26 protein-coding genes and 1 tRNA gene are annotated in these 24,149 nt (G+C 35.9%); 13 read left to right on the forward strand and 14 right to left on the reverse strand.

The genetic code is table 11. The annotated features are described in order from the left end of the window. The 9 genes from Q0W25_RS04750 to Q0W25_RS04790 form a co-directional block, all read right to left on the reverse strand. The coding region (locus Q0W25_RS04750; protein WP_298519560.1) for an alanine--tRNA ligase-related protein at positions 1-488 on the reverse strand (488 nt) is incomplete at its 3' end. A gap of 169 nt (positions 489-657) precedes the next feature. Next, complete coding sequence (gene rpl12p, locus Q0W25_RS04755) at positions 658-963, reverse strand: 50S ribosomal protein P1 (RefSeq protein ID WP_297827372.1); 306 nt, start codon at positions 961-963, stop codon at positions 658-660. A 63-nt stretch (positions 964-1,026) separates the two neighbouring features. Beyond that, positions 1,027-2,037 carry a 50S ribosomal protein L10 gene (locus Q0W25_RS04760; protein WP_298519563.1) on the reverse strand — a complete coding sequence of 337 codons (1,011 nt, stop codon included), beginning with the start codon at positions 2,035-2,037 and terminating at the stop codon, positions 1,027-1,029. Further along, positions 2,037-2,675: a 50S ribosomal protein L1 gene (locus Q0W25_RS04765; RefSeq protein WP_297827377.1), complete on the reverse strand. Its 639-nt coding sequence runs from the start codon at positions 2,673-2,675 to the stop codon at positions 2,037-2,039. The genes Q0W25_RS04760 and Q0W25_RS04765 overlap by 1 nt, the downstream gene beginning before the upstream one ends. Positions 2,676-2,853: 178 nt before the next feature. Beyond that, the gene (locus Q0W25_RS04770; RefSeq protein WP_297827380.1) at positions 2,854-3,336 is read right to left on the reverse strand and encodes a 50S ribosomal protein L11; all 483 of its coding nucleotides are present in this window, start codon (positions 3,334-3,336) and stop codon (positions 2,854-2,856) included. Further along, the gene (locus Q0W25_RS04775) at positions 3,336-3,806 is read right to left on the reverse strand and encodes a transcription elongation factor Spt5 (protein ID WP_297827383.1); all 471 of its coding nucleotides are present in this window, start codon (positions 3,804-3,806) and stop codon (positions 3,336-3,338) included. Before Q0W25_RS04775 ends, Q0W25_RS04770 begins: the two co-directional genes overlap by 1 nt. A 274-nt stretch (positions 3,807-4,080) precedes the next feature. Further along, entirely contained in the window at positions 4,081-4,260 is a 180-nt protein-coding gene (locus Q0W25_RS04780; protein ID WP_297827385.1) for a protein translocase SEC61 complex subunit gamma, read from the reverse strand. 134 nt (positions 4,261-4,394) lie between these two features. Beyond that, on the reverse strand, positions 4,395-5,531 hold the full coding sequence (ftsZ, locus tag Q0W25_RS04785) for a cell division protein FtsZ (RefSeq protein WP_297827389.1): 1,137 nt from the start codon (positions 5,529-5,531) through the stop codon (positions 4,395-4,397). A gap of 123 nt (positions 5,532-5,654) precedes the next feature. Beyond that, complete coding sequence (locus tag Q0W25_RS04790; protein ID WP_298519568.1) at positions 5,655-6,227, reverse strand: pyruvate kinase alpha/beta domain-containing protein; 573 nt, start codon at positions 6,225-6,227, stop codon at positions 5,655-5,657. A gap of 75 nt (positions 6,228-6,302) precedes the next feature. Between Q0W25_RS04790 and Q0W25_RS04795 the strand changes: the two genes are divergently transcribed. The 9 genes from Q0W25_RS04795 to Q0W25_RS04835 all read left to right on the forward strand — a co-directional run bounded on the left by Q0W25_RS04795 (position 6,303) and on the right by Q0W25_RS04835 (position 13,753). Further along, entirely contained in the window at positions 6,303-7,160 is an 858-nt protein-coding gene (locus Q0W25_RS04795; protein WP_298519646.1) for a coenzyme F420-0:L-glutamate ligase, read from the forward strand. Positions 7,161-7,458: 298 nt separating this feature from the next. Beyond that, the gene (locus Q0W25_RS04800) at positions 7,459-9,264 is read left to right on the forward strand and encodes a nucleoside-diphosphate sugar epimerase/dehydratase (protein ID WP_298519649.1); all 1,806 of its coding nucleotides are present in this window, start codon (positions 7,459-7,461) and stop codon (positions 9,262-9,264) included. Continuing rightward, positions 9,261-10,460 (forward strand): DegT/DnrJ/EryC1/StrS aminotransferase family protein, encoded by a 1,200-nt coding sequence (locus tag Q0W25_RS04805; RefSeq protein WP_298519570.1) that lies wholly within the window; start codon positions 9,261-9,263, stop codon positions 10,458-10,460. The genes Q0W25_RS04800 and Q0W25_RS04805 overlap by 4 nt, the downstream gene beginning before the upstream one ends. A gap of 149 nt (positions 10,461-10,609) precedes the next feature. Continuing rightward, on the forward strand, positions 10,610-11,131 hold the full coding sequence (gene tfe / locus Q0W25_RS04810) for a transcription factor E (protein ID WP_298519573.1): 522 nt from the start codon (positions 10,610-10,612) through the stop codon (positions 11,129-11,131). A gap of 6 nt (positions 11,132-11,137) precedes the next feature. Further along, complete coding sequence (locus Q0W25_RS04815) at positions 11,138-11,629, forward strand: TIGR00295 family protein (protein WP_298519576.1); 492 nt, start codon at positions 11,138-11,140, stop codon at positions 11,627-11,629. Position 11,630: 1 nt separating this feature from the next. Continuing rightward, positions 11,631-12,539, forward strand: a complete 909-nt coding sequence (locus Q0W25_RS04820) for a DUF5591 domain-containing protein (RefSeq protein WP_298519579.1) — start codon at positions 11,631-11,633, stop codon at positions 12,537-12,539. Between the two features lie 91 nt (positions 12,540-12,630). After that, the gene (locus Q0W25_RS04825; RefSeq protein ID WP_297827409.1) at positions 12,631-12,915 is read left to right on the forward strand and encodes a metal-sulfur cluster assembly factor; all 285 of its coding nucleotides are present in this window, start codon (positions 12,631-12,633) and stop codon (positions 12,913-12,915) included. 115 nt (positions 12,916-13,030) lie between these two features. Beyond that, positions 13,031-13,105: transfer RNA gene (locus tag Q0W25_RS04830), tRNA-Ile, on the forward strand. Positions 13,106-13,249: 144 nt separating this feature from the next. Next, complete coding sequence (locus tag Q0W25_RS04835) at positions 13,250-13,753, forward strand: amino acid-binding protein (protein ID WP_297827800.1); 504 nt, start codon at positions 13,250-13,252, stop codon at positions 13,751-13,753. Here the strand turns inward: Q0W25_RS04835 and Q0W25_RS04840 are convergent. Beyond that, entirely contained in the window at positions 13,747-14,022 is a 276-nt protein-coding gene (locus tag Q0W25_RS04840) for a HypC/HybG/HupF family hydrogenase formation chaperone (protein WP_297827793.1), read from the reverse strand. The genes Q0W25_RS04835 and Q0W25_RS04840 overlap by 7 nt on opposite strands. Before the next feature lie 79 nt (positions 14,023-14,101). On the opposite strand from Q0W25_RS04840, the gene Q0W25_RS04845 reads away from it, so the two are divergent. Further along, positions 14,102-15,403, forward strand: a complete 1,302-nt coding sequence (locus tag Q0W25_RS04845) for an NAD(P)/FAD-dependent oxidoreductase (protein WP_298519584.1) — start codon at positions 14,102-14,104, stop codon at positions 15,401-15,403. A 5-nt stretch (positions 15,404-15,408) separates the two neighbouring features. Here the strand turns inward: Q0W25_RS04845 and Q0W25_RS04850 are convergent, their stop codons facing one another. The 3 genes from Q0W25_RS04850 to Q0W25_RS04860 all read right to left on the reverse strand — a co-directional run bounded on the left by Q0W25_RS04850 (position 15,409) and on the right by Q0W25_RS04860 (position 18,576). Next, positions 15,409-16,458, reverse strand: coding sequence for a glycosyltransferase (locus Q0W25_RS04850; RefSeq protein ID WP_298519588.1), 1,050 nt, complete (start codon positions 16,456-16,458; stop codon positions 15,409-15,411). Further along, entirely contained in the window at positions 16,455-17,423 is a 969-nt protein-coding gene (locus Q0W25_RS04855) for a cell wall biosynthesis protein (RefSeq protein WP_298519591.1), read from the reverse strand. Before Q0W25_RS04855 ends, Q0W25_RS04850 begins: the two co-directional genes overlap by 4 nt. A 91-nt stretch (positions 17,424-17,514) precedes the next feature. After that, complete coding sequence (locus Q0W25_RS04860) at positions 17,515-18,576, reverse strand: mRNA surveillance protein pelota (protein ID WP_297827782.1); 1,062 nt, start codon at positions 18,574-18,576, stop codon at positions 17,515-17,517. 60 nt (positions 18,577-18,636) lie between these two features. Between Q0W25_RS04860 and Q0W25_RS04865 the strand changes: the two genes are divergently transcribed. The 3 genes from Q0W25_RS04865 (at position 18,637) to Q0W25_RS04875 (ending at position 23,493) form a co-directional block, all read left to right on the forward strand. Next, entirely contained in the window at positions 18,637-19,947 is a 1,311-nt protein-coding gene (locus Q0W25_RS04865; RefSeq protein WP_298519594.1) for a prephenate dehydrogenase, read from the forward strand. A 318-nt stretch (positions 19,948-20,265) separates the two neighbouring features. After that, complete coding sequence (locus Q0W25_RS04870) at positions 20,266-22,470, forward strand: CDC48 family AAA ATPase (protein WP_298519597.1); 2,205 nt, start codon at positions 20,266-20,268, stop codon at positions 22,468-22,470. A 189-nt stretch (positions 22,471-22,659) separates the two neighbouring features. Continuing rightward, a complete protein-coding gene (locus tag Q0W25_RS04875) occupies positions 22,660-23,493 on the forward strand; it encodes a methanogenesis marker 8 protein (protein WP_298519600.1) in 834 nt (277 codons plus the stop codon). Here the strand turns inward: Q0W25_RS04875 and Q0W25_RS04880 are convergent. Next, complete coding sequence (locus tag Q0W25_RS04880) at positions 23,490-24,149, reverse strand: PolC-type DNA polymerase III (RefSeq protein ID WP_298519603.1); 660 nt, start codon at positions 24,147-24,149, stop codon at positions 23,490-23,492. The two genes, Q0W25_RS04875 and Q0W25_RS04880, sit on opposite strands and share 4 nt — an antisense overlap.

A 24,149-nucleotide genomic window follows, 5' to 3' on the forward strand; every position in this document is an offset into this window, starting at 1 on the left:
TGGCAAAGCCTGATGGTTTCATCTTCCCAATAGATGAATTCATCTTCCTTGTTGATTACTGTGTGTGTTCCCATTGTAAAGCAGGTCATGTGCCTTCCGGTACGTCCAACATTATCAACATCGTTGAGTCTGATTGAAGGCTGAGCCATTTCAATAGGATTTGCCGGAGGTTTGACAAGACCTGAAGTAATCCAAGGCTGGAAACAAAATATGGATGCTCCAACTAAGAACACATCATCTCTCCATCTTTTAGCGAGAACAGGATATCTGTGGACATGTGTATGCCCTTCACTTTCTAAAAATTCTCTAAAAACTTGTTGGATCTCATATAAATTGTATGGCTTATCAGTTGCAGGATTTGCAATAAACTCATACTCATCACATGGAGCATCTCCGCAAGTGTCCCTATCAACTTGGGAGTAAAACTCCTGCCCGCAAGTTTTACAAGTTTGTTTTTTATAACCGAGTTTATCAAAAATTTCTACCATATGAATCAGTCTTAATTATTCATTAGTATAAAATATGTTTTTTGTATAATAAATAACTTTCAAAAAATCTTGATAAAAATGAGTGTTTAGTAAAAATAGTTTTTAAAAATAGCGATTGTAATTAAAAAAAGTAAAATAAAAAAAAAGAAAGGTGATAGATTTAAAAAATCTATCCGAAGAGAGCTCCTAAACCAGCTGCTGCTTCTTCTTCAGCTGCTTCTTCTTCTTCCTCTTCTTCTTCCTCTTCTTCTTCAGCTTCAGCTGCTACAGGAGCTGCAGCTACAGGAGCTGCTGCTGCGACAGCTGCGGTTTCGATAGCTTCTTCGATGTCAACATCTTCTAAAGCTGCGATTAAAGCTTTTACTCTAGCTTCATCAGCGTCGATACCTGCTGCTTCAATAATACTTTTAACATTTTCTTCGTTAATATCTTTTTCTGCACTGTGCAAAATCATTGCCGCATATATATATTCCATGTTATCACCATTAGTTTTTTAACGTGTTAGTTTTATTAATAATAAAAATTTTAATTAATTAATTTAACCGAAGAGCGCTCCTAACCCAGCTGCTGCTTCTTCTTCACTGTTTTCTTCTTCTTCCTCTTCTTCCTCTTCTTCAACAACTTCTTCCTTTACTACTGGAGCTGCTGCTACAGCAACATTGGAAAGTTTTTCTGCTAATTCTTCGTCAATTGCGCCTTCAGTATCAGCAATTGCAGAAGCAATAGCTAACATTCTAGCATTTACAAGACCGAGAATTGGTTCTGAAGTTTTGGAAGTCAATATAGCTCCTTCTACACCAACGCTGACAGCTCTGGTATGTGCGAGAGATAATATTGCGGAAATAGTTTTATCAGTAGGTATAGCTGCATTAACAGATAAATTGAAAGCACCTGAGAATGCTTTTTGTAAATCAGCTATTGTTTTTTCTTCATCGATTGCAAGTACGTCTGAAGTGTAAACAGATCCTTCTTCGTATACTGCTTTTAAATCAATTCCTACTTCCATTGGATTAATATCCATTCTTGATAAGGTTGCTGCAACTTGTTTAGATACTTCTTCGCCTGCTGCAACTACAACAGTTTCTTTTTGAACGCAAATTTTACCTTTATCAATTTTTGCAGGAATTCCAACTTGTTGCAATTCACCTAAAAACGGACCTGGTGGGAATCCAGTGTCCCCTTCAGGAACAACAATATCTTCAGGAGCGATAGCACCAGCTTTTGCAGGAGCTGAAGTTTTGCTGTCTTCTAAGATTTTGTATAATCTGAAAGGGTTCATTTCAGTTGCAATAAGTGCAATCTGACCATCCATATGTTCAGATAAATCCACAATGTTGGTTTTTTCAGCATTACAATCTTCAAGAGCTAAATCAATAAGATTTTTCTTAGACATTCTGATAACAGCTTTGCCTTTGAGAGATTTTCTCATTTCTTGAAGCTGTTTTGCAGGAATGTTTAATAAGTCAACGACCCCGATTACATCGAATTCGTTAATAATCCCTGAAAGCTCTTTAACTTCTTCCTTTTTCCATTCAGCAACATGAGCCATTAGATCACCCTCACTACTGGTCCCATAGTTGTTTTTATAAACATGGACTTAATTTGACTTCTTCCTTTTTCTAAATTGCGGTCTAAGACTGTAAGAACAGTTTCTACATTTTCAGCAATGTCTTCGTCTGACATGTCTTGGCTTCCAACAACAATTTGAATACTTGCTTGTTGTTTTACACCAACTTTAACAGTACTTTGTAATCTGTCTAAAAGAGGGTCAAGTTTGATACTTGCAGGCACTGGTTTTGGCATTTTTCCACGAGGACCAAGAACTGGACCTAGGAATCTACCAACGAGTGGCATCATATCAGCTTGAGCTACAAAGAAATCAACAGAATTTGCCATTTTTTTAGCAGCTTTTCTGTCTTTTCCTAACTCTTCTAAATCAGGTTTGTTAATGACAACGTCAAGACCAGCATTTTTAGCTTGAACAATGAGTTCCCCATCAGCTATGACTCCGATTTTTACTTCTTTGCCACGGCCGTTAGGAAGAGTAACTTCCTCATTAAACCTATTTTCTGGCTTTCTGACATCTAAGTCGCGGATATTAATAATAATATCGACAGACTCAGTGAAGTTTCTCGGCTTAGATTGTTCTTTAGCCTCCTTCACCGCGTTTACTACATCTTGTGTCATATTCATCCCCCATGAACATTTGTTGTTCATTGGATTTTTTTGGTTTCATGAGTATCGATTACAAGAAAAAAATTCTTAAACGATTGCATGAATTAAAAACAGTATATCAATTATAACCGTAATTATAACATCATATACACTGTTGTTATTAACTTAAATTTGAATTGAATGATGATATCTATTCTTCAAAGAGATCATCATATACTCCAGCATCTACATCTTTTTGTGCTTCTCTTGGGTCTTTACCATCTACAGATAATCCCATACTTACACAGGTTCCCATAACTTCTTTAGTAGCTGCTTTATAATCGTTAGAAAGTAATGAATCAAATTTCATTCTAGCAATTTTTAAAGCGGTTTCAATAGGTAAGTCATTGATAATGTCTAAACCTGGTTCGTGAGAAGCTTTTTCGATGCCTAGTTCTTCCATAATAAGTGAAGTAGTTGGCGGAGTACCAATTTCGATTTCGAATTCTTTGGTATCTCTATCAATGGTAACTATAACAGGCACTTTCATTCCTGCAAAGTCAGCACTTTTTTTATTGATTTCGTCTACTACTTGCATCATATTAATACCGAAAGGTCCTAAAGCAGGGCCTAATGGTGGTCCAGGAGTAGCACTGCCACCTTCGATAAGAACTTCGACTGTATCTTTAGCCATCAGTCAGCCTCCTTTTGAATTATTCTAATTTGATCAGCTTTAACAGTAACTGGAATAGGTACTGCTGCCTCTATTAACTCTAGAACGACTTCTTCACGTGATTCATCTATACGAACCACTTTCGCTCTTTCACCTTTAAATGGTCCTGAAATAAGCTCAACAATACTTCCTTTTTGGATAGAGGAAATAATAGGTTCTGGTTTTAAGAATCTTTTTACTTCATCAAAAGTAATGCCAACGCTACCTTCAACAACCCCTCTTAAATGTTGTACTTTTAAGTCAGGGTTTCTAAGATCTATTTTTGTTGAAGATTCAACTAAAATATAACCTTTTAAAGATTCCGGAACAAGAATTGCAGAAATGCCTATGCCATCAATGGTTCTAGCCTTACGTGCTAAAAGTCTGGCAACATTTCTTTCCTGACCTGCAGAGGTTTTAAGAGCATATATGGAACTATTAGTATCTTCCATGAAAAATTCACCTATTTTCTATATTTACTGGTTAAAATCATACATTAAGTTAAAAGTTATTTGAAGCGGCGCAATTATTTAAATTGCGATTCTTAGGTAATTCACATGCGTGAAAATTGACTAAGCTATCCCCCAATCTTCCCTAGGTTCTAATAATATCATATTGTTGATTAAACGTTCTAAACTTTTAAAAAGTACAGAAATCTTAATCAAAAAGATACAAAATTATTACAAAATTTTATCATAATTGATGGGATTATAAATGTTAATAGTTTTATAAACCGATTAATGAACCAAGTAAAAAGATCACAAAACCGATAACACCAATTATGACAACACCAATTGATGTAACTTTGGCAAGTTCTAAATATTCTTCCTTGCCCGGTTTTCTAGCTACTTTTAATACTCTTTTACTGTCTTTAATAAATTTATCAACACGTTCTTGTACATTCATATTAAATACCCAAAATTAAAAAAACTATACGTCGCATAGTTTAATGAATTATAATAAAATAATAGTAATAAAATAATTTATATTTTAAACATTAATAAATGTTTGCATTATAAGAAAAAAATAAGAAGATAGAATTAGAAAATTCCATCAATAAAATCGTCTAATTGGTCACCAGTTGAATCGGATTCTGAATTACCTTCATCAAATTCAACATCTGGTTCAGTACTAGCTTCACCATCGTTTTTGATGCCTGAAACGACAACAGTGGTCCTAACAGTATTTTGAAGACTTTCATCAATTTGAGTACCCCAAATAATGTTGGCTTCAGGATCTAATTTGTCAGCAACAACTTGAACGATTTTTTCAGCTTCATGTAAAGTTAAGTCAGAACTACCTGCAATGTTAACTAATGCACCGGTAGCGTTTGAAATATCAATATCTAACAATGGGCTGCTTAAAGCTTCGTGAACAGATTCTAAAGCTCTGTCTCCAGAATCGGATTCTCCCATACCAATCATAGCCATACCGGAACCGCTCATGATACTTCTGATATCAGCGAAGTCTAAACTTACAAGACCTCTTTTAGTAATCAGTTCTGTGATTCCTTTAACAGCTCTTCCCAATATTTCATCTGAAACCATGAAAGCTTTGTTTAAAGGTAAGTTTGGTGCAACTTCTAATAATTTATCGTTAGGAATAATAATAACAGTATCAGCAGATTCTTGAAGTTTTTCTAAACCTTGTTCTGCGTTTTCTCTTCTCCTAATACCTTCAGCAGAAAATGGTAATGTTGCTACTGCAACAGTTAATGCGCCTAATTTTTTAGCTAATTTAGAGATGATTGGAGCTGAACCAGTACCTGTTCCTCCACCAAGACCGCAGGTGACGAATACCATGTCTGCACCCACTAATTCTTCTCTGATTTCATCTTCACTTTCTTCAGCACATTCTTCACCGACAGATGGTTCTCCACCTGCACCCAATCCTTTTGAAGTTTGCCTACCTAATAATATTTTTTTACTAGATTGACTGTAAAATAAATCTTGAGCATCAGTATTTACTGCAATTGTTGTTGCTCCTTCGATACCCATTTCGTTTAATCTTGAAATAGTGTTGTTTCCTGCTCCTCCGGCACCAACAACGAAAATTTTAGTTTTAACACCATCCATTATTGAAATAAGTTCTTCATCTATATCTGAAGATATTTTATCTGGTGTTTTTTCTTCCATTCTTTGTTCGGATTCTTTGATTGCATCATCTATAAATTTCACAAGTTAACCCCACATATCTGCTATTAATATAATTGTTAAATATTTCTATTTTATCTAATATTTAAATGCAACTACTTTTTAAAAAATATGAAATAAATATTATATATTTAATTATATATTAACTTAATCCCTTGGCATTGCAATGATTTCGTGAAATTTCATGTCAAACAAGTTTTTTGAGTTGACCGGAGTTAAAATAACGGCAGTATCAACGCCATGGCCTCTTCCTCCGATAGCTATGATTTCCTCTCCAACCGGAATCAAACCTGCATCGGCAGCCATTATTGAAATTTCACCAGCCACTTTTACACCATGAGAGAACATACGGAATGTGTCAGCAACAACATCCAAAGGAGAATAACCGCCGTACTTATTTGTAACGCCTCGTGCAGCACCGCTGAAGGCATGGAGTCCAAAGTATGTGACTATTCCTTCTTTTTCCAATGTTTCGATCATTTCTTCACTAATATCAGATTCGTTAGGTCCGCTGAACCCGTAATGGTGAGTGACATTGATTATAGTGACCTTATCGCCAACAGCCTGAGCGAGCTTTAATGCTGATGCTCCTGTTGATGAGGCGATTACTATATGCTTAATGTCTTCACACAAATCTAATTTATCTTTAACAGCCAAAATCAATTCATCAGTATAATCATTTCCTTCTTTGTCAAAATATGTTATGAATTTTCTTGCCATAATCACACCACCAAAGTATTAAATAATTAATATAATATTATATATTATACAACTACTTTTAAAAAGATTTTTATGATAGATGATGAATTGAAAAATGTAAAGCATGTCATTAATGGCGATTATATAGTAATTCCAATTGAAACGGGTTATATCAAACCAAATGAAAATTTGGATTCCATTATTAATCCTGCAAAGGAATTGATGAAAGATGGAGACTATCTGGTGATAGCAGAAACTCCAATATCCGTATCACAAAACAGATTGGTTGACGAATCACAATACACCCCTTCAATAACCGCCAAATTCTTAACAACAGTATGGAGCAAATACCTCTGGGGATATGTTTTAGGACCCCTTTTAGGAATTAAGGAGAGGACAATCAAGAACCTCAGAAGATTGCCTGAAGAAACAAAGGCACATAAGGAAGTAGTTCTCCAGTTATACGGCTTGAAACATGCATTGAAGCCCGCATCAGAGGCAGGTATAGATTTAAGCAATGCCCCTGGAACATGCGTTTCATTACTTCCGGAAAATCCTGAAAAGGTTGCAAAAGAAATCAAAGAGGAAATCGGAAAAGATGTGTGCGTGATGATTATCGACACCGACGCAACCTACATGAAAAACGGCAAATACTTTACAGGCCTTCCAATAGCCATTGAAGGAATTGAAGCGGATAAGGGATTTTTTGGATATCTTAAAGGACAACTGTCCGAAAATATGGGACCAACACCTCTCGGATGCAGTGAAAAAATCACTGTTGAAAAGGGATTGGAAATGGCAAACATTGCAGAAGATTATCAAAAATCACTTTCAACAGAAATGAAAACGATACACAGCGTGAAATCTGTTTTAGGCACAGAAATTGATGAAGTTACAATAGAAGCCCTTGATTCCATCACACATACGCCTGCAGTAATCATCCGCAGGAAATAAGTGGAAAAATAACATTTTTATAATCTTTTGATTGAATTTGAGAATAATTTACGAGTTTAAGAACTAAATAAACATTTTAAAACCAGTTTTTTTCATTAAAGAAAATTTTATATTTATGGTATTACAAAAATTTATTTACAAAAAAATTAGTTATAAGTTAGAATTTATAATAAATTTTGAATAATAAAAAACAGAAGGATTGGTCTTGATGAACATTGATTCGTTCGGTAAATACAGGAATATCATATTACCCATAATAGATTGTATTTCAGTCATTTTAGGGTATTATTTGGCATCTGTGTTAATTACAGATTCATTTTTAATGAATCCGACAAGCGCAGTGACCCAAAAGGAACTAATAATAAGTATAATATTGACAATTATTGTCTTGCAGATAGTATTTAGAATTAGTAACAGATATACCACCATTATCCGATATGAAAATAATCAGGACTACATAATTTACATTATTCTTTCAATTGTTTCAGCGCTTATCGTATCCTTAATAGAAGAGCTTATATTGAATATGAAAAATCCTTCAATCAAACTTAATCTGGCAATAGGCTTCCTGATAGGTATGATAATTGTCGCTTCACGTTTAATCATGAGATACATGCTACTGTCCGATATTGTCAATAAAGGAATAAACTACACTCCCGAAGACCAAAAGAAATTGTTGATTATTGGTGGAGGGTATTCAGCCAATGACATCATCAAAACATTGAATACAACCTTAAAGGGAACCTACGAGATTATTGGAATCATTGACGACAATAAAAAACGTATGGGATATTCCGTGGCAGGAGTAAAAATTATCGGAAACAGATATGACATAGAAAAAATTTGCGAGAAATATGATGTCGACTCCATCTTCTTTTCCATAGTGAACATCGACAACAAAAATAAAAAGGAAATACTTGAGATTTGTAATAAAACCCAAGCTGAAGTTAAAGTTTTGCCGGATTTAAGGGAATTGATTACAGAAGAAAACTTATACCACAGCTTAAGAAATGTCGAAATTGAAGATTTGCTTGGAAGGGAACCTGTTGAACTTGACAACAACAATATCAAAAGCCTAATTAATGATAAAATCGTTTTAGTGACAGGTGGAGGAGGATCTATCGGAGAAGAACTCTGCAGACAGATAATGCTCCACAATCCAAAGCAATTGTTAATGTTAGACATATATGAAAATAACCTGTACAGTATCGAATTGGAATTGAAATCAAAATATCCAAACAATGACATTAAAGCCATCATTGCAAACATAAGGGATGAAGAGAGAATGTTCGACATCTTTGAAGAATACTCTCCTGAAATCGTTTTCCATGCCGCAGCACACAAGCATGTGCCTTTAATGGAGAACAATCCAACTGAAGCGATTAAAAATAATGTATTCGGTACCTACAATCTGGTAAATGCATGTGACAAATATAAAACAAAACGTTTCATTTTAATTTCAACCGACAAAGCAGTCAACCCAACAAATATCATGGGCGCTACAAAAAGAATGTGCGAAATGCTTATTCAGGCAAAAGATAAAGAAAGCGAAACAGAATATGTTGCTGTTCGTTTCGGTAACGTTTTAGGAAGTAACGGTTCTGTCGTGCCTCTATTTAAAAAACAAATTGAGGAAGGAGGACCAATTACCGTAACACACAAAGAAATTACAAGATTCTTCATGACAATCCCTGAAGCAGTGGCTTTGGTCTTGCAATCCATCACATATGCAAAAGGTGGAGAAATCTTTGTATTGAATATGGGAGACCCTGTTAAAATTTATGATCTAGCTACAAGCCTCATCGAATTGTCCGGACTGGAATTAGGAAAAGACATCGATATTGAAATTACCGGCTTAAGGCCTGGAGAAAAATTATACGAAGAGCTGTTGATGGATGAAGAAAACCTTGAAAAGACAGAACATGAAAAAATATTCATTACAGAGCCAATGGACTTCACTATGAACGACATCGAAGAAAAGCTTGATGAATTCAGATACATACTGGATAATGACATTAACGATAAAGAAGTAATAAAAGAAACTATGAAAAAATGTGTTCCAACTTATAGAAATCCTCAAGAAGTTAACGGAGATGAATCATGAACATACCATTTTCCCCACCAGACATTAGCGAAAGAGAAATTGAAGAAGTGATTGCAGCATTGAAATCCGGATGGATTACCACCGGACCTAAAACAAAAGAATTGGAAAGTAAAATCAGTTCTTATTGCGGAACAGAAAAAACCGTTTGTTTAAGTGCTGCCACCACCGCCCTAGAAATGACTTTAAGGTTATTGGGCATTGGAAAGGGGGACGAAGTAATCGTGCCTGCCTACACTTATACAGCAACTTGCAGCGTAATTTGCCATGTTGGGGCAACACCGGTAATGGTGGACAGTCAAAAAGACAAAGAGGAAATGGATTACACATTAATGAGCGAAGCCATTAGTGATAAAACCAAAGTAATCATCCCAGTAGACATTGCGGGAATATTATGTGATTATGACAGGATATTTGAAATCATTGAAAGCAAAAAAGACCTGTTTAAAGCAAACAGCGAACTTCAGGAAGCATTCGGCAGAATTATTGTTCTTGCAGATTGTGCTCATGGTTTTGGAGCCGTTCAAAATGGCAAAACCGCCGGAAGTTTGGCTGACTTTACTTGTTTTTCATTCCATGCTGTTAAAAACTTAACAACAGCAGAGGGAGGTGCAGTTACCTGGAAAAACCATGAAGGATTGGACAATGAAAAAATATACAAGCAATATCAAATCCTTTCACTGCACGGACAAACAAAAGATGCTCTTGAAAAAACCCAAAAGGGATCATGGGAATATGACATCTTATTCCCTGCATACAAATGCAACATGACTGACATCCAGGCTGGAATCGGCCTTGGACAGATTGAAAGATATGACTCCATGCTAAAAAGAAGACATGAGATTATCGAAAGATATGAGAATGGTCTGAAAGGTTCCAAAGTAATCACACCAGTCCATAAAACTGACAGTTCAATGTCTTCAGGACATCTTTATCTTGCCAGAATCAAAGACATCAGCTTGGAAGACAGAAATGAAATTATAACTAAAATGGATGAAAAAGGAGTCAGTACCAATGTCCATTACAAACCGCTTCCGTTGCTGACAGCCTATAAAAATTTAGGATTCAAAATTGAAGACTATCCTAATGCATATAATCTATTTGAAAACGAAATAAGCTTGCCGATATACTCCACTTTAACTGATGAAGAAGTTGACTATGTCGTTGAAAGCCTATTGGACGTTTTAAAGGATTATTAAATTTCAAGAAAATCTGATTTTAATTAGTTATATTTTTATAATAAAAAGAATATAACTAAACATTAATTTTAATAAGTTATCATAATTTTTAATTTATTTTTTAAATTTTCAGTGCATGAAATATGATAATTAGATTTAGGGGAAATTACATGATAGATGATCCATTAGTAAAGACTTTATTAACCAATGTTGTTGAAGATGAAAGCAATTTACCTATTATCCAAGCATTAATCGATGGAATTGAAACCGATGAAGAAATAGCTAATGAAACTGGAATTAAATTAAATATCGTTAGGAAAATACTTTATAAACTTTATGATATGGGATTAGCCAGCTATAAAAGAAGTAAAGACCCTGAAACCCAATGGTTTACATATTCCTGGAAATTTGAAACCGATGAAGTAATCGCACGCATTGAAAAAGATTCCGAAAGATACTTGAAAATGCTTAATGATGAATTGGAACGTGAAGAGAACAACATGTTCTTCATTTGTCCATTAGGCCATGTGAGACTTGATTTTGATGAAGCTTCCGATTATGAATTCTTATGTCCTGCATGTGGTGAAGACTTAGTATTCCAAGACAATGCCGACACCATAAAACAGATTAAAGAAGACATAAAAATGGTTGAAAGCAATTTTAACTCATTTAATAAAAAAGTAAACAAATAGATGCGAATGGAAATTGAATTACTTAGAAAGGAGAATACTCCTGAAAATGTTATTGAACATTCCAAAGCAGTTTGCAGAAAAGCTATGAAAATAGCTGCTAATTTTGACGATGCAGATAAGGAACTTATTAAAAAGGGCGCATTACTGCATGATATCGGAAGATCCAGAACACACGGCATTACCCATGCTATTGAAGGGGTAAAAATTGCCGAAGGATATGGTTACAGCGAAGATGTTCTGAATATTATCGAAAGACATATAGGTGCTGGAATTACCGAAAGTGAAGCTGTAAAACTGGAACTTCCAAAAAAATCATATTTGCCTGTAACTTTAGAGGAAAAGATTGTTGCTCATGCAGACAATTTAATCAGCGGCAGTGAAGAAGTGGATGTCGATTACGTCATAAGAAAATGGAAGCGAAGAATTGAAGAGCCTGAAGACAATATTGAAAGATTAATCGAACTAGACAATGAATTAATAAAAGCTTTTGAGGAATAATATGAAGGTAATATGTTCAAGTGAAGAGTCCCTATACCGTCCGGAAGCCGTCAGATGGAGACAGAGAATGGAAATGATGAAACCTCTTGGAGATACTGTCGTTTTGTTGCCGTGCAGTATGAAAAAACCGTATTCCAATTCAAAATCACACCAAAAGTTTAGAAAGATTACCCGGTCATATCAGGAACTTATCGTTACATCCCCTTTCGGAATATGTCCTAGGGAACTTGAAAACACTTTTCCAATACAGTCATATGATGTCAGTACCACAGGCTCCTGGTCACAGGATGAAATTTACGAAACAGGAAGACTGATTGAAAAATACTGTGAAGGCAAAAATATAGTGGCTAACCTTAGCGGAGGTTATTTGGAAAGCTGTGAAGCATTTGTAGACGATTTCATTAATGTATGCAAAGATGAAAGACCAACTTCTCCGGATTCACTTTATAATTTGAGGATGGAACTTAAAAATCATCAAAGAGTCAATAGAAGAGAAAAAACATTGCATGAATTAAGGTCAATTGGAATGTACCAATTCGGTGAAAAGGCATATGAATTCATCCCAGATAATGTCAAAACAAAAGGGATGTACCATAAAAGGATTCTTTCAGATGGAAAACAATTGGCATTACTTAATAAAGATCATGGATTATTCAGATTAAATTTGCCTGGTGGAGAAATATTAAATGAATTGGATATCAATGTGGTCCACATAGATTTCAATTTAGAAACCAATACCGTATTTGCACCAGGAATAATCAAGGCTGACCACAACATCATCCCGAATGATGAGGTGGTTGTTGTTCGTGATGGCGAAGTTGTAGGTGTTGGAAAGGCCATTTTAACCGGCCGTGAAATGGAAGAATGCAACAACGGCATTGGTGTAAAAATCAAGCACAGAGTTAAATAATCATTTATTTCATTTCAAGAAATACAAACAAAACATATATATAAAGAGAGTGAATAATAGATAATAATACAAAATTATAGGAGACTAAATTATGTCAGAAGATTTAGCAAATGATATTAGAGATGCTGTTTCTGTAATCAATGACCCTCATATGGGAATTAGTATTGTGGAAATGGGTATTGTACAAGGTATTACCGTAGACGGAGATCAAGCTGAAATTATACTTAAACCTACCAACCCTGGATGTATGAGTATTACTCGTATTGCGGCTGATGCTAAAATTAGAGCTGAAAGCGTTGAAGGTATTGAAAAAGCAAAAATCATCGTTGAAGGACACGTTATGGCTGACTCCATTAACGAAATGATTAACAGATAAATTTTTTTTAAGCTTATTGAATTTCTATATATAATCTAGGTATGACCGAAAAGATTATATATAGTTATTAATATAAGTATAAGTGTTGACAGTTACCTGTTTAACTATTTTTTATAGGCTAGTGGCACAGCTTGGTTAGCGCGCTCGGCTGATAACCGGGAGGTCATGGGTTCGAATCCCATCTAGCCTACTTCAAACTATTTTTAAAGATATTTTAGATTTTACATGACAATTTTATCGTTGAATTTCTACTTTTTTTATTAATAATTAAATTTATATAACCTATTTTACATAAATTAACATGAATGTACAAATTAGTGGAGTAATGATAAAAATGTGGGAAAAAATAAACGAAAAGTTCAAAAAGTATCCTGCAAGAGTGAGAGTTGCAGAAAAAATGATTGAATTGGGATTATCCTTAAATGAAGAAGGTAAGATTTATTGTGGAAATTTAAAAATAAGCGACAAAGCATTGGCTACTGCCGCTGACGTCGACAGAAGAGTAATCAAATCAACAATAGAAATAATAAAAGAGGATGAAGAATTATACAACCTTTTCAGTAATATTGTCCCAGCCGGAACTCTCCTGAAAAACATTGCCAAAAACCTGAAACTTGGAGTTGTGGAAATAGAAGTAGGATCTGAAAGTGAAGGAATCCTTGCTGCAACAGCAAATCTAATATCAAAAAAAGGAATCGGAATAAGGCAGGCTTATGCCGAAGATACAGAGCTTCAAAAAACTCCATCTTTAATCATAATTACAGAAAAACCGATTAGCGGTGATTTAATAAACGAATTTTTAAAAATAAAAGGAGTGACAAGGGTTTCAATCTATTGATTGAAATGTTCCCTTCTTGCTTTTTCCATTTCCATATCCTCTTCTTCGAGAATATCTAAAAGTTCTTCCCAAGCTTCTAAAGATTCTTTAGCAGCTTCTTCAGTTAATTTTTCAATAGCATAACCAGCATGGATAAGAACATAATCGCCAATTTCTACATCAGGCAAAAGGTCCATTTTAGCTGATTGTCTTGCTCCACCAAAGTCAGCAAATAATACATTTTCTTCTTTATTGATTTCAACAACATGAGCAGGTGCTGCAATACACATAATTCTCTATCTCCAAAATTTAAATATATACATTATTTAATACATAATATTATATAAAATTATCTAAATGGGTGTTTAAATGAAGAATATTGTTATCGGATCCGGACCTGCCGGAAGATTAGGTTCTCTGGAACTTGGAAAACTTGGACAAAACGTTACTTTGATTGAAAAGAACCATATAGCTGGAACTTGCTTAAATGAAGGGTGCATGGTAATTTGTGCACTTACAGACATTACCAAATTCATCTCAACCAACAAAAAATTCAATAGCCACGGATTTCTAAAAAGCCAGCTTGAAATTTCCTATGAAAAAATAGTTGAAAAAATCGTTGAAACACAAGAAATGCTTAGAAAATTAAACCAAATGGAAAATGAAAGCTTTGGAAACAACATAATCTACGGTGAAGCAAGCATTGAAGAGAATGAAATTAAAGTAAACGGTGAAAGTTTTGAATATGATAACCTTATGATAGCTACAGGGGCACGCCCATTCATTCCAGACATTAAAGGCAGGGAATACGGCCTGACAAATAAGGACATTTTAAAAATCGATGAAATTCCCGAAAAGCTAAACATTATCGGTGGAGGAATAATTGCCTGTGAAATAGCTAATATCTATTCATGCCTCGGCAGTGAAGTCAATGTCCTTGCCAGAAGCACATTCCTAAAAGAGCTTGGAGAGAATGCCAAAAAATACGTTTTGGAAAAAATCATCCCCAATGTCAATATCTGTGAAAACACCTCCGTGATGGAAGCCTTTAAAGATAAGGTAGTATGTGAAAATGGGGAAGAGTTAGATGGAATTCCATTTTTCGCAACAGGCAGAACACCCAACAGTGAAATTGCCGAAGGTTTTGTTGAATTGAATCCTGACAGAACCATCAAAGTTAATGAAATGATGGAAACAAGTGTCAGTAATGTATACGCTGCAGGCGATGTTACTGGAGGATATCTATTAACACCAGTAGCTAGAATGGAAGGCATCACAGCTGCAAGGAATATGGCAAACTATCCAAATAAAGTAAGCTACGAATGCATTCCTCAATCCTTGAGTTTGAACATGGAAGTTAGTTTTGTAGAAAATGAAAAAATCAACTGCAGCGATGATGAAACCGCCACAATCGGAATACCTGGAATTGCAGGACCCGGCTCATTCTGGAATATATTGGATGGCGAGACAGGATACACTGAAGTGGAATTTGATAAAAATGAAAATAAAATCAAAAGAATAAATTCGATATCACCATCATCAGTAAGTGATGTCGCGTATTTATCATATCTGATGAGAGAAGGATACGATCTGGATGATTATGCAGACTTTTTAGAAATACACCCATCATCAGACTCAAATTATAAAATAATAAAAAATATGTGGTTATAATACCACTATTCTAATTTTTTTAAAATCCTATCAGCCAAATAGTCACCGGCTTCAGCACATAGCTTACCATAATACAATGCCCTTTCCTTTAGGGAATCATAGTTTTCAAATGCTTCTTCAATGCTTTGACAAACATCCTCAACTTCAGATTCGATAATGGTGCCTTTGAATACGCCAGCCATGTTCTGATATCTTCCCCATTTTACCTTGGTTAATGCAACGATAGGGGTTTCGGATGTCAATGCCTCTTCAAGGGATACGCCATCATCAGTCAGGATAGCCAAATCAGCTAATTTAAACAAATCGTTAATCCAATTGATGTAACCTGCGTATATGATTTTTTCGGCGCGGAGTTCCTCCAAATACTCCTCATGTAGAGGTAATCCGACTAGAACCAAATTATAGTCATCACAATTTTCAGAAGCCAAATTGATTGCATCGACCATACCCTTGAAAATTGAGGAACCTGAAGAGAATACGATGGTTTTCTTGTTTTCATCAAAATTGGAATATTTCTTCAGATTTGAAAGGGCAATTTCAACATCCCCATTTCCAACGTTTTCAGACAACGGATAAAAAGACTTGTCCATATTCTCAGGGAGGTTTTCCAACCTGAATTTATCCAATTCGGGCAAAATATAGCATTGATTAAATTTAGGACAGACCTTTGAGTCCAATGGTGTGGATATTAATGAAAAGGCTTTTTTGCCTGCAGCCTTAGCACCTAAAGATCCAACAATAGCTCCTCCGCCTAAAACGCCAATGACAAAATCAACATCCAATTTTTTAATAAGACTTCTTGCTTTTCTTGTTGCATTCGCTAATTTAATAGCTCCTTTTGCAGCTGATGCTTTGGTGGCGGAATGTCCTCCTGCTTGAGGAATTGAAATCTTATGCCAGGAATAACCATTTTTTTCGAATAAAGTACCATGAGCAGATTCGTCCAATGCTATTTCACATGTGACTCCTCTCTTTTCCAGTACTTTTATTAAATTGAGAGCAATAGCGGCATCCCCACCTAATCCTCTACCTGTAACTACAAACAACGCTTTCATTTTTTCCCCAACCTCGCAACGCTTTTATGTTCATTAGGATAAGGAATATTGAAATGAGTTGCATGAGGATTATAAAGCAATCTTCTAAAACCTAATGAAATTAACAAAGGATTTCTGACTTCGTACTGTTTATCCTTTAAAGTATATCTCCTAACTAAATCGCCCAATCCACCTCCAGTCAAAACATCCATGAAATAGTCTCCAAATGTTGGATTGAACAGACCTAGTTTTTGTCTGAAGAATATTCTAAGATTATTACGTCTTACAAATGCAATCAAAACTACTGTAATGATTAACAATAAAATCAACCACCAAAATCCACCGACGATGTAGAATGCAACTCCTAGTGCTACACCGAAAGTGTGGTTTCCAACTTCACCCATCATGATTTTTCCTGTAAAGTCAAGTGGGGAGTAACCGAGACATACTGCCAATATCAATAAAGGTGTGTAAATGGCCAATAGTTCGGAAGTCGGTGGAGAATTAATTAACAGCATGACTATAATTGTAACAATGGACATTATTATTGTCACTATACATGTTGATCCCGGCTGCATATCTGAAATATTGAGCGGCTGAACCATAAATGCAATTAAAAATGATGACAATCCCAAGCCTTCCAGGAGACCTATAACAATTACAAGAAGTATTCCTATCCCTCTTGAAAGCTGACCCCATTCAATGCCTAATTGAACACATTTCTTTCTTCCCACAACGTCATCAATAAATGCTGCTATTCCTATAATTAAAATAAGATTATTGAACTTTGGCAACATGAAAAATGACAAAATAATAAAAGGAATGATGCCTATGCCTCTAGGGATTCCTCCGCGGACATTAGGGAATAGATTTCCCAAATAACCCCTTTCACCAAAAAATCTGAAAATTATATTTAATACTGCAGTTCCTAATGCAGATAAAATAAAAACTTGGAGTAATGCAATGATTACCGAAGAATACATCATAAATATCACTATTTTTTTATTAAAAAATTATCTATTATTTAATGTATACTATTTTATCCTATATAAATGTTATATTAATTTTTAGTCAAAATTAAGCAATTTCGTACCTTAAAATTGCAGCCATACCGCCTAAGCTCTCCAATTGCTTGCCGCCTTCATGTTCACTGCTGATGACCATCACTTCACCCTTCATGTTTTCAACCATATCCATGGAATCGCCCATGTCATCACTGGCCACTTTGGTGTCCAAAACCAGCAATTGTTCAACTGCACCCAAATTAATAGCTTCAACAGTTTGTTTAGGTCCGTAAACAACCTTTGATGAATTTTTGCCTATTTCAGCCAACAGATTATCGACCGCACCCATTTCAATCGCGACCCTATTTTCTGCGGTCAACTTTTCAACAGTACCCTTCTTGAGGACTTCACTTATTCCGTTACGCCCGCCAGATCCTGTACCTTCAACGATTGAAATTTTCGCCAAGTCATCATGCTTTTCCTTAAGATAATCATAAAAGTCGTTTTTGACAAAACCCGGTCCTGCAATAATGATGTTTTGAATGGAATCGAACTTGGTTATTGATTCTATGACCTTTTCGTAAAATTGAACTATGTTCTTTTGCCTGTTTTTGTCGATTATTCTCTTTCCTGAGACGTGGCCCTTGATTGGACCATAATATTCTATGCCAAATTGCCTCATGAGACCTAAAGTTGCTGTGTCGTCTTCCAAAACCACGATTATTGCTGACAGCTTTTTGGAAGCATCGATTGCCTGGTTAAGTCGTTTTATTGCCCATTTTGGCCATCTTGCCTTTTTGATGGTTATCGGAGTGTTGAGCTTCACTTCTAAGGTGTGGTGAGATCCTAAAGGAATCAGGTCTTCAGGGCCCCTTGTAATGACTCCAGTCAACCTCAATTTTCCAGTGAACAGATGAAAACTAATATTTTCAATATCCAATCCCAGATAGAATGTTTTTTTAACACCCCTGTCGCTTCTAATCTTATCACCGGTGTTGTCCTGTATCCTACGGGTTGTCTTTGAGGAAGCGTTGTCTCCGACTTCTATGATGTGTGAGAGATGCCACAAGTCATCCAGAGTTTCAGGAACTATCTTAACTATCCCTTCCTTTTGGTCTTCTTCTATGATTTTCATGATTTCACAATTATTTTTTCTAATTAATAATTTATATATACGTTATAGATAAAAATTATAATGATTAAAATGAATGTTGGAATAATTGGTGGTAGTGACGGATTGGGAAAAACCTTAATCTACTACTTCAGAGATGACTTTAATGTATACATAACTGGAAGAGACCATAAAAAAGGCAATGCTGTTGCCAATGAGTTAAATGTCAATTATATTGAATCCAATGCAGGATTAGCAAATATCAGCGACATTGTTGTGATTTCAGTACCTATACAATACACAAATGACGTAATCCGTGAAGTGGCTCCCTTTATGAAGGAAGGGTCCTTGATGGTTGACGTTACATCAGTCAAAGAAGGGCCATCCAGGACCATGGCTGAAGTGCTGCCCGACACAATAGAATACATTCCAACACATCCTATTTTCGGTCCGAGAACAACAAGGCTGGACAATCAGGTAATCGTTCTAACCGCTGACAAAAAGGGAAAATGGTATGACAAAGTCTACAGGTACCTTGCCAGCAAAAACATGAGAATCATTGAAACCACCGCTGAAAAGCATGATTTTATGATGAGTATCGTGCAGGTTTTAACCCACTTCTCCTTTATTTCCACTGCATCCGCGATTGAAAAATTAAAAGTGGACATATCAGAAACTGAAGATTACGAAAGTCCTATTTATAATTTGATGATTGATTTGATTGCCCGTATTGTATCTCAAAATCCGTACCTGACATACAATATCCAATCCATGAATCCGAACGGTCCGAAAATCAGAAATACATTTGCAGAAGCAGTGCATGAGCTTAGAGATGCTATTAATAACCATGACGAAGAGGGATTCATAGAAATAGCCGTTAATGCGACCAAAAACATGGGCGATATTAAGAATGCTTTAGGTAGAAGTGATAAAGCAATCGGAGCACTGAATTATGAATATTCAATATTGTTCGATTCTATTGGAAGTGAAGTTGGCTTGAAGCACATTTATTCCGGGAAAGTTCATGTAGGAATTCTTGAAAGCGTTGATGGGAAAACTGCAGTCCTAAGAAATGGAAACAAAACCCAAAAATTGCGCATTGCAAATATCAGAATATTGCTTCCAGACGAACTCTACCAATGGAAAATTGATAACCTGAATACAAAAACCGAATCAATCAGTTGCGTATTTGCGAAAAATGTTCATGTCGAAACTATAGAAAATACTGTACTGAATATTGAAAATATCATTGACATAAAGCTAATAGACGCATATAATGGCCCGCAAATTGATGAAAATTCAATAAGCCTGACCTTTGAGGTTACAGCAATGACCAAAGAGGATATTGAAAAAGTGAAAAAACTGTTCACAGGCTTTGGTGGAGTCATCAGATAATAGTTTCAAATCATGCGAACAAATATTAAAATACCTAAAAGTAATTAAATTTTATTTTCAAATATTAAAAAACCAACACCATTATTTTTTATCAATCAAAATAAAAATAACATCAAATATAAAAATTAACATAAATTAACTATTTTTAAGTTAAATAAAGAAAAATAAGAAAGATAATTTTTCAATTTTTAACCGAAATCTTTATATAGTAAAACATACTATCTTATATTGTCAATTCATAATAAACTTACAAAAAGTTATAAAAAGATTTGACAAAATTACAATTATTTAATTACAGCCATTAAAGGAGATGATATCATGGCACAAAATGAAATCACATTAAAAGTTGCAGAAGCAATTTCTCAAAAAGATGTCGGCCAAGGTGTCGCAAGACTTGATCCGAATGTAATGGATGACTTAGGAATCCATGAAAGGGACTTGATTGAAATCAACGGAGAAAAAAGAACTGCAGCTATCGCTCTTCCTTCACAAACCGATATTGGTCTTGGAGTCATAAGAATAGATGGGTTAGTACGTAAAAACTCCGGGGCAACTATCGGCGGTGAAGTCACTGTTAAAAAAACCAAAGCGACCGAAGCTAAAAAAGTCGTTTTGGCACCTATTGAAAATAACATCCGCGTACAAGGAGATGTTCGCGGTTTATTTGCCGGAAAGGTAATGGTGCAAGGAGACATCATCGGATCTCAAATAAGGGCACCAAGGCCAAGCATGAATATGGGCTTCGGCAGCTTATTCGATGAACTGATGGACATTACACCTGCAATGAAAGAAATCAAATTTGCAGTAGTCTCAACCAATCCAAAAGATATCGTAATCGTTGGGCCAAACACCGAAGTTCAACTCCATGAATCCCCTGTCGACGTGAGCAAAATCGAAGGTGTCGGAAACCTTGTAGACGTAAGCTACGAAGACATTGGTGGTCTCAAAGAAGAGGTTAAAAAAGTAAGGGAAATGATTGAGATTCCTCTTAAAAGGCCGGAACTCTTTGAAAAATTAGGAATTGCGCCACCAAAAGGGGTATTGATGCACGGACCTCCTGGAACCGGTAAAACATTACTTGCAAAAGCCGTTGCAAGTGAAAGTGACGCTCACTTCATTGCAATCAACGGACCTGAAATCATGAGCAAATACGTTGGTGGATCTGAAGAAAACCTTAGGGAATACTTCGAAGAAGCTGAAGAGAACTCACCTTCAATCATATTCATAGATGAACTCGATGCAATCGCTCCAAAAAGGGAAGAAACCAACGGAGAAGTTGAAAGAAGAACCGTTGCTCAACTTTTAACTTTGATGGATGGTCTTAAATCACGTGGACAAGTGGTAGTTATCGGTGCAACCAACAGACCTGACTCCCTTGACCCTGCACTCAGAAGACCTGGAAGATTCGACCGTGAAATCGAAATCGGAGTTCCTGACTCAGATGAAAGAAAAGAGGTTCTTGAAATTCACACAAGGAACATGCCTCTTGCAGATGATGTTGATTTAGACAAAATTGCAAACACAACACACGGATTTGTGGGGGCTGATCTCGAATCACTATGTAAAGAAGCTGCAATGAGAGTAGTCAGAAGAATCCTGCCTGAAATAAAAAGCGATGACGAAGAGATTCCAAAAGAAGTTATGGAAAAGATTGTTGTAACCGGAGACGATTTCAAATCCGCACAAAAAGAAATCCAACCTTCAGCCTTAAGGGAAGTCCTTGTCCAAATCCCAGACATCAAATGGGATGACGTCGGAGGCCTTGAAGATGTAAAACAAGAGCTAAAAGAAGCAGTCGAATGGCCTTTAAAACATCCTGAAACCTTCCAACGCTTAGGAATAAGACCGCCTAAAGGAACATTGCTCTACGGAATTCCAGGAACAGGTAAAACCTTGCTTGCTAAAGCCGTTGCTAGTGAAAGTGAAGCCAACTTCATTTCTGTCAAAGGCCCTGAGCTTTTATCAAAATGGGTTGGCGAATCCGAAAAAGGAGTGAGGGAAGTGTTCAGAAAAGCAAAACAAGCTGCACCTACCGTGATCTTTTTCGATGAAATAGATGCTATAGCCAGCACACGTAGCGGAAACGACGGCGACAGCGGCGTTACCAAAAGGGTTGTCAATCAATTGTTAACCGAAATGGATGGTTTGGAAGAGCTTGAAGATGTTGCAATCATCGCTGCCACCAACAGACCGGACATCCTTGATGCAGGATTGATGAGACCTGGAAGGTTTGACAGACACATACAAGTCAAAGAACCTGACGAAGAAGCAAGACTTTCCATCTTTGAAGTGCATACCAAAGACATGCCTCTTGCAAATGATGTTGATCTCAAAAAACTGGCCAAAAACACAGACGGCTATGTTGGGGCTGACATTGAGGCTGTATGTCGTGAAGCAGCAATGCTCACCTTAAGAGATGACCTCGAATCAACTGAAATCCCATACAAATACTTCAAAGAAGCGATTGAAAAAGTCAAACCTGGAAACAAAGACCAGGACGAACAGCTAGTCCAATATATGTAAGGAAGAAGATAACTCTGCCATAATTTTCTTCCTTTTTCCTCCCTATTACTGAAAAACTTTCTAACCATATAGTGGGAAGAACAGACCCTTCCCACACAACCTCCAAATCAAACACTTTTTTTGAATTCAAACAATTAACTAAGAATGGAAATGAACATATAAATACTCTTTTTAACAATAGTTATAACCATGAGCGAACATATTATTGAAGCATTGGGGCTAAGTAAGATTACCATCAAGGATGGAAAAGTTGTTGACGTTACAGAACCTGAAGTGGAATATTGTCCTCTTTTTGATCACCACAGAGGAATTAAAAAACTCACAAAAGAAGTAATAGCTGAAAACATTCAATTCAGAATTGATGATTTTGGAATGTGCACTGCAAACAGGCAATTAAGAATGAAAGACTTCCTAAACTTTGGAATTTCTGAAATAATGTGCACATTACTTGATGAAAACGTGATAGATTCCGTCGTGATGGTTCTCGAAGGTTGCGGAACCGTCATCGTCACCGAACCTGAACTGGTTCAGGGTATTGGCGGACGCGTTTCAGGTCTTGTGAAAACAAGTCCAATACCAGAATTGATTCCTAAAATTGGTGAAGAAAATATTCTAGACCCTGAAAACGCAGGAATAAATCAGATTGAAGGAATCGAGTTAGCAATTAAAAAAGGATTCAAAAATATTGCAGTCACCATAACTTTAGCAAGTGATGCGGATGGAATCAAAAAGCTAAAAGAAGAAAATCCCGACGTAAACATCTATGTTTTCGTAGTGCATACCTCAAAAAGAAGTGCTGAAGATGCAAGAAAATTATTCGATGTCTGTGATGTTGCGACAGGCTGTGCCTCTAAAAACATGCGTGAAATCGGATATAATGAGAGCTTAAAAACAGTTGGTCAATCCATTCCAATATTTTCTAAAACAGAAGATGGAAAAAGATTTTTGGAAATGCGTCTGGAAAAAATTGGTGGGGAAAAACCTAAAAAAGACAATCCTGACTTGCCTTATCCATTGATTTAAATTCTTGGCAGAATCTTGTCCTGAGGCAATTTTCCACGATTGTGATAAGGCTGGGATTTGTATTTGATAAATGGGAATCTCACACCCCCAACACCATATTTCGGATTGTAACCGAAAACGTTAATATATTCCGATAAATCATCACGTTCCTTTTTCATAGCCATGGCCACATAATAGAGTGCCTTGGTATCGTCAATAGCTCGATGATAATTGACATCATCAATTTCATAAAACCTTGCCGCATCAATAAGTTTATGAGGATAATCCTTTCTGTCTTTTAAAACAGTCATGGTATCCAGCCATTTGACATTTTGAATCATCTCATATGCTTCATCCTGAAACTGCCTATACAACAGATTATAAACAAACTGCAAATCAAACTGGCAGTTGTGGGCAACCATTACTGTTCCCGGAGTGAGTCTCCTTTTCAAATCCCACGCAACAGTTTCCTCATCAATTCCATCCTCCCTTAACATGGAATTGGTGATTCCTGTGATGTCGGTAATTTTAGGAAACAATGGCTCGCCGATATTGACAAATTCGTCATATTTCTCTACGACTTCACCATCGACAACTGTAAACATTGCAAGTTCAATTATTTTACAGCTTCTGCAATCAAGACCTGAAGTTTCAGTGTCAAAAAATATTACCTTCAT

This window comes from uncultured Methanobrevibacter sp. (assembly GCF_947166415.1).
In the GTDB taxonomy this organism is placed as follows: domain Archaea; phylum Methanobacteriota; class Methanobacteria; order Methanobacteriales; family Methanobacteriaceae; genus Methanocatella.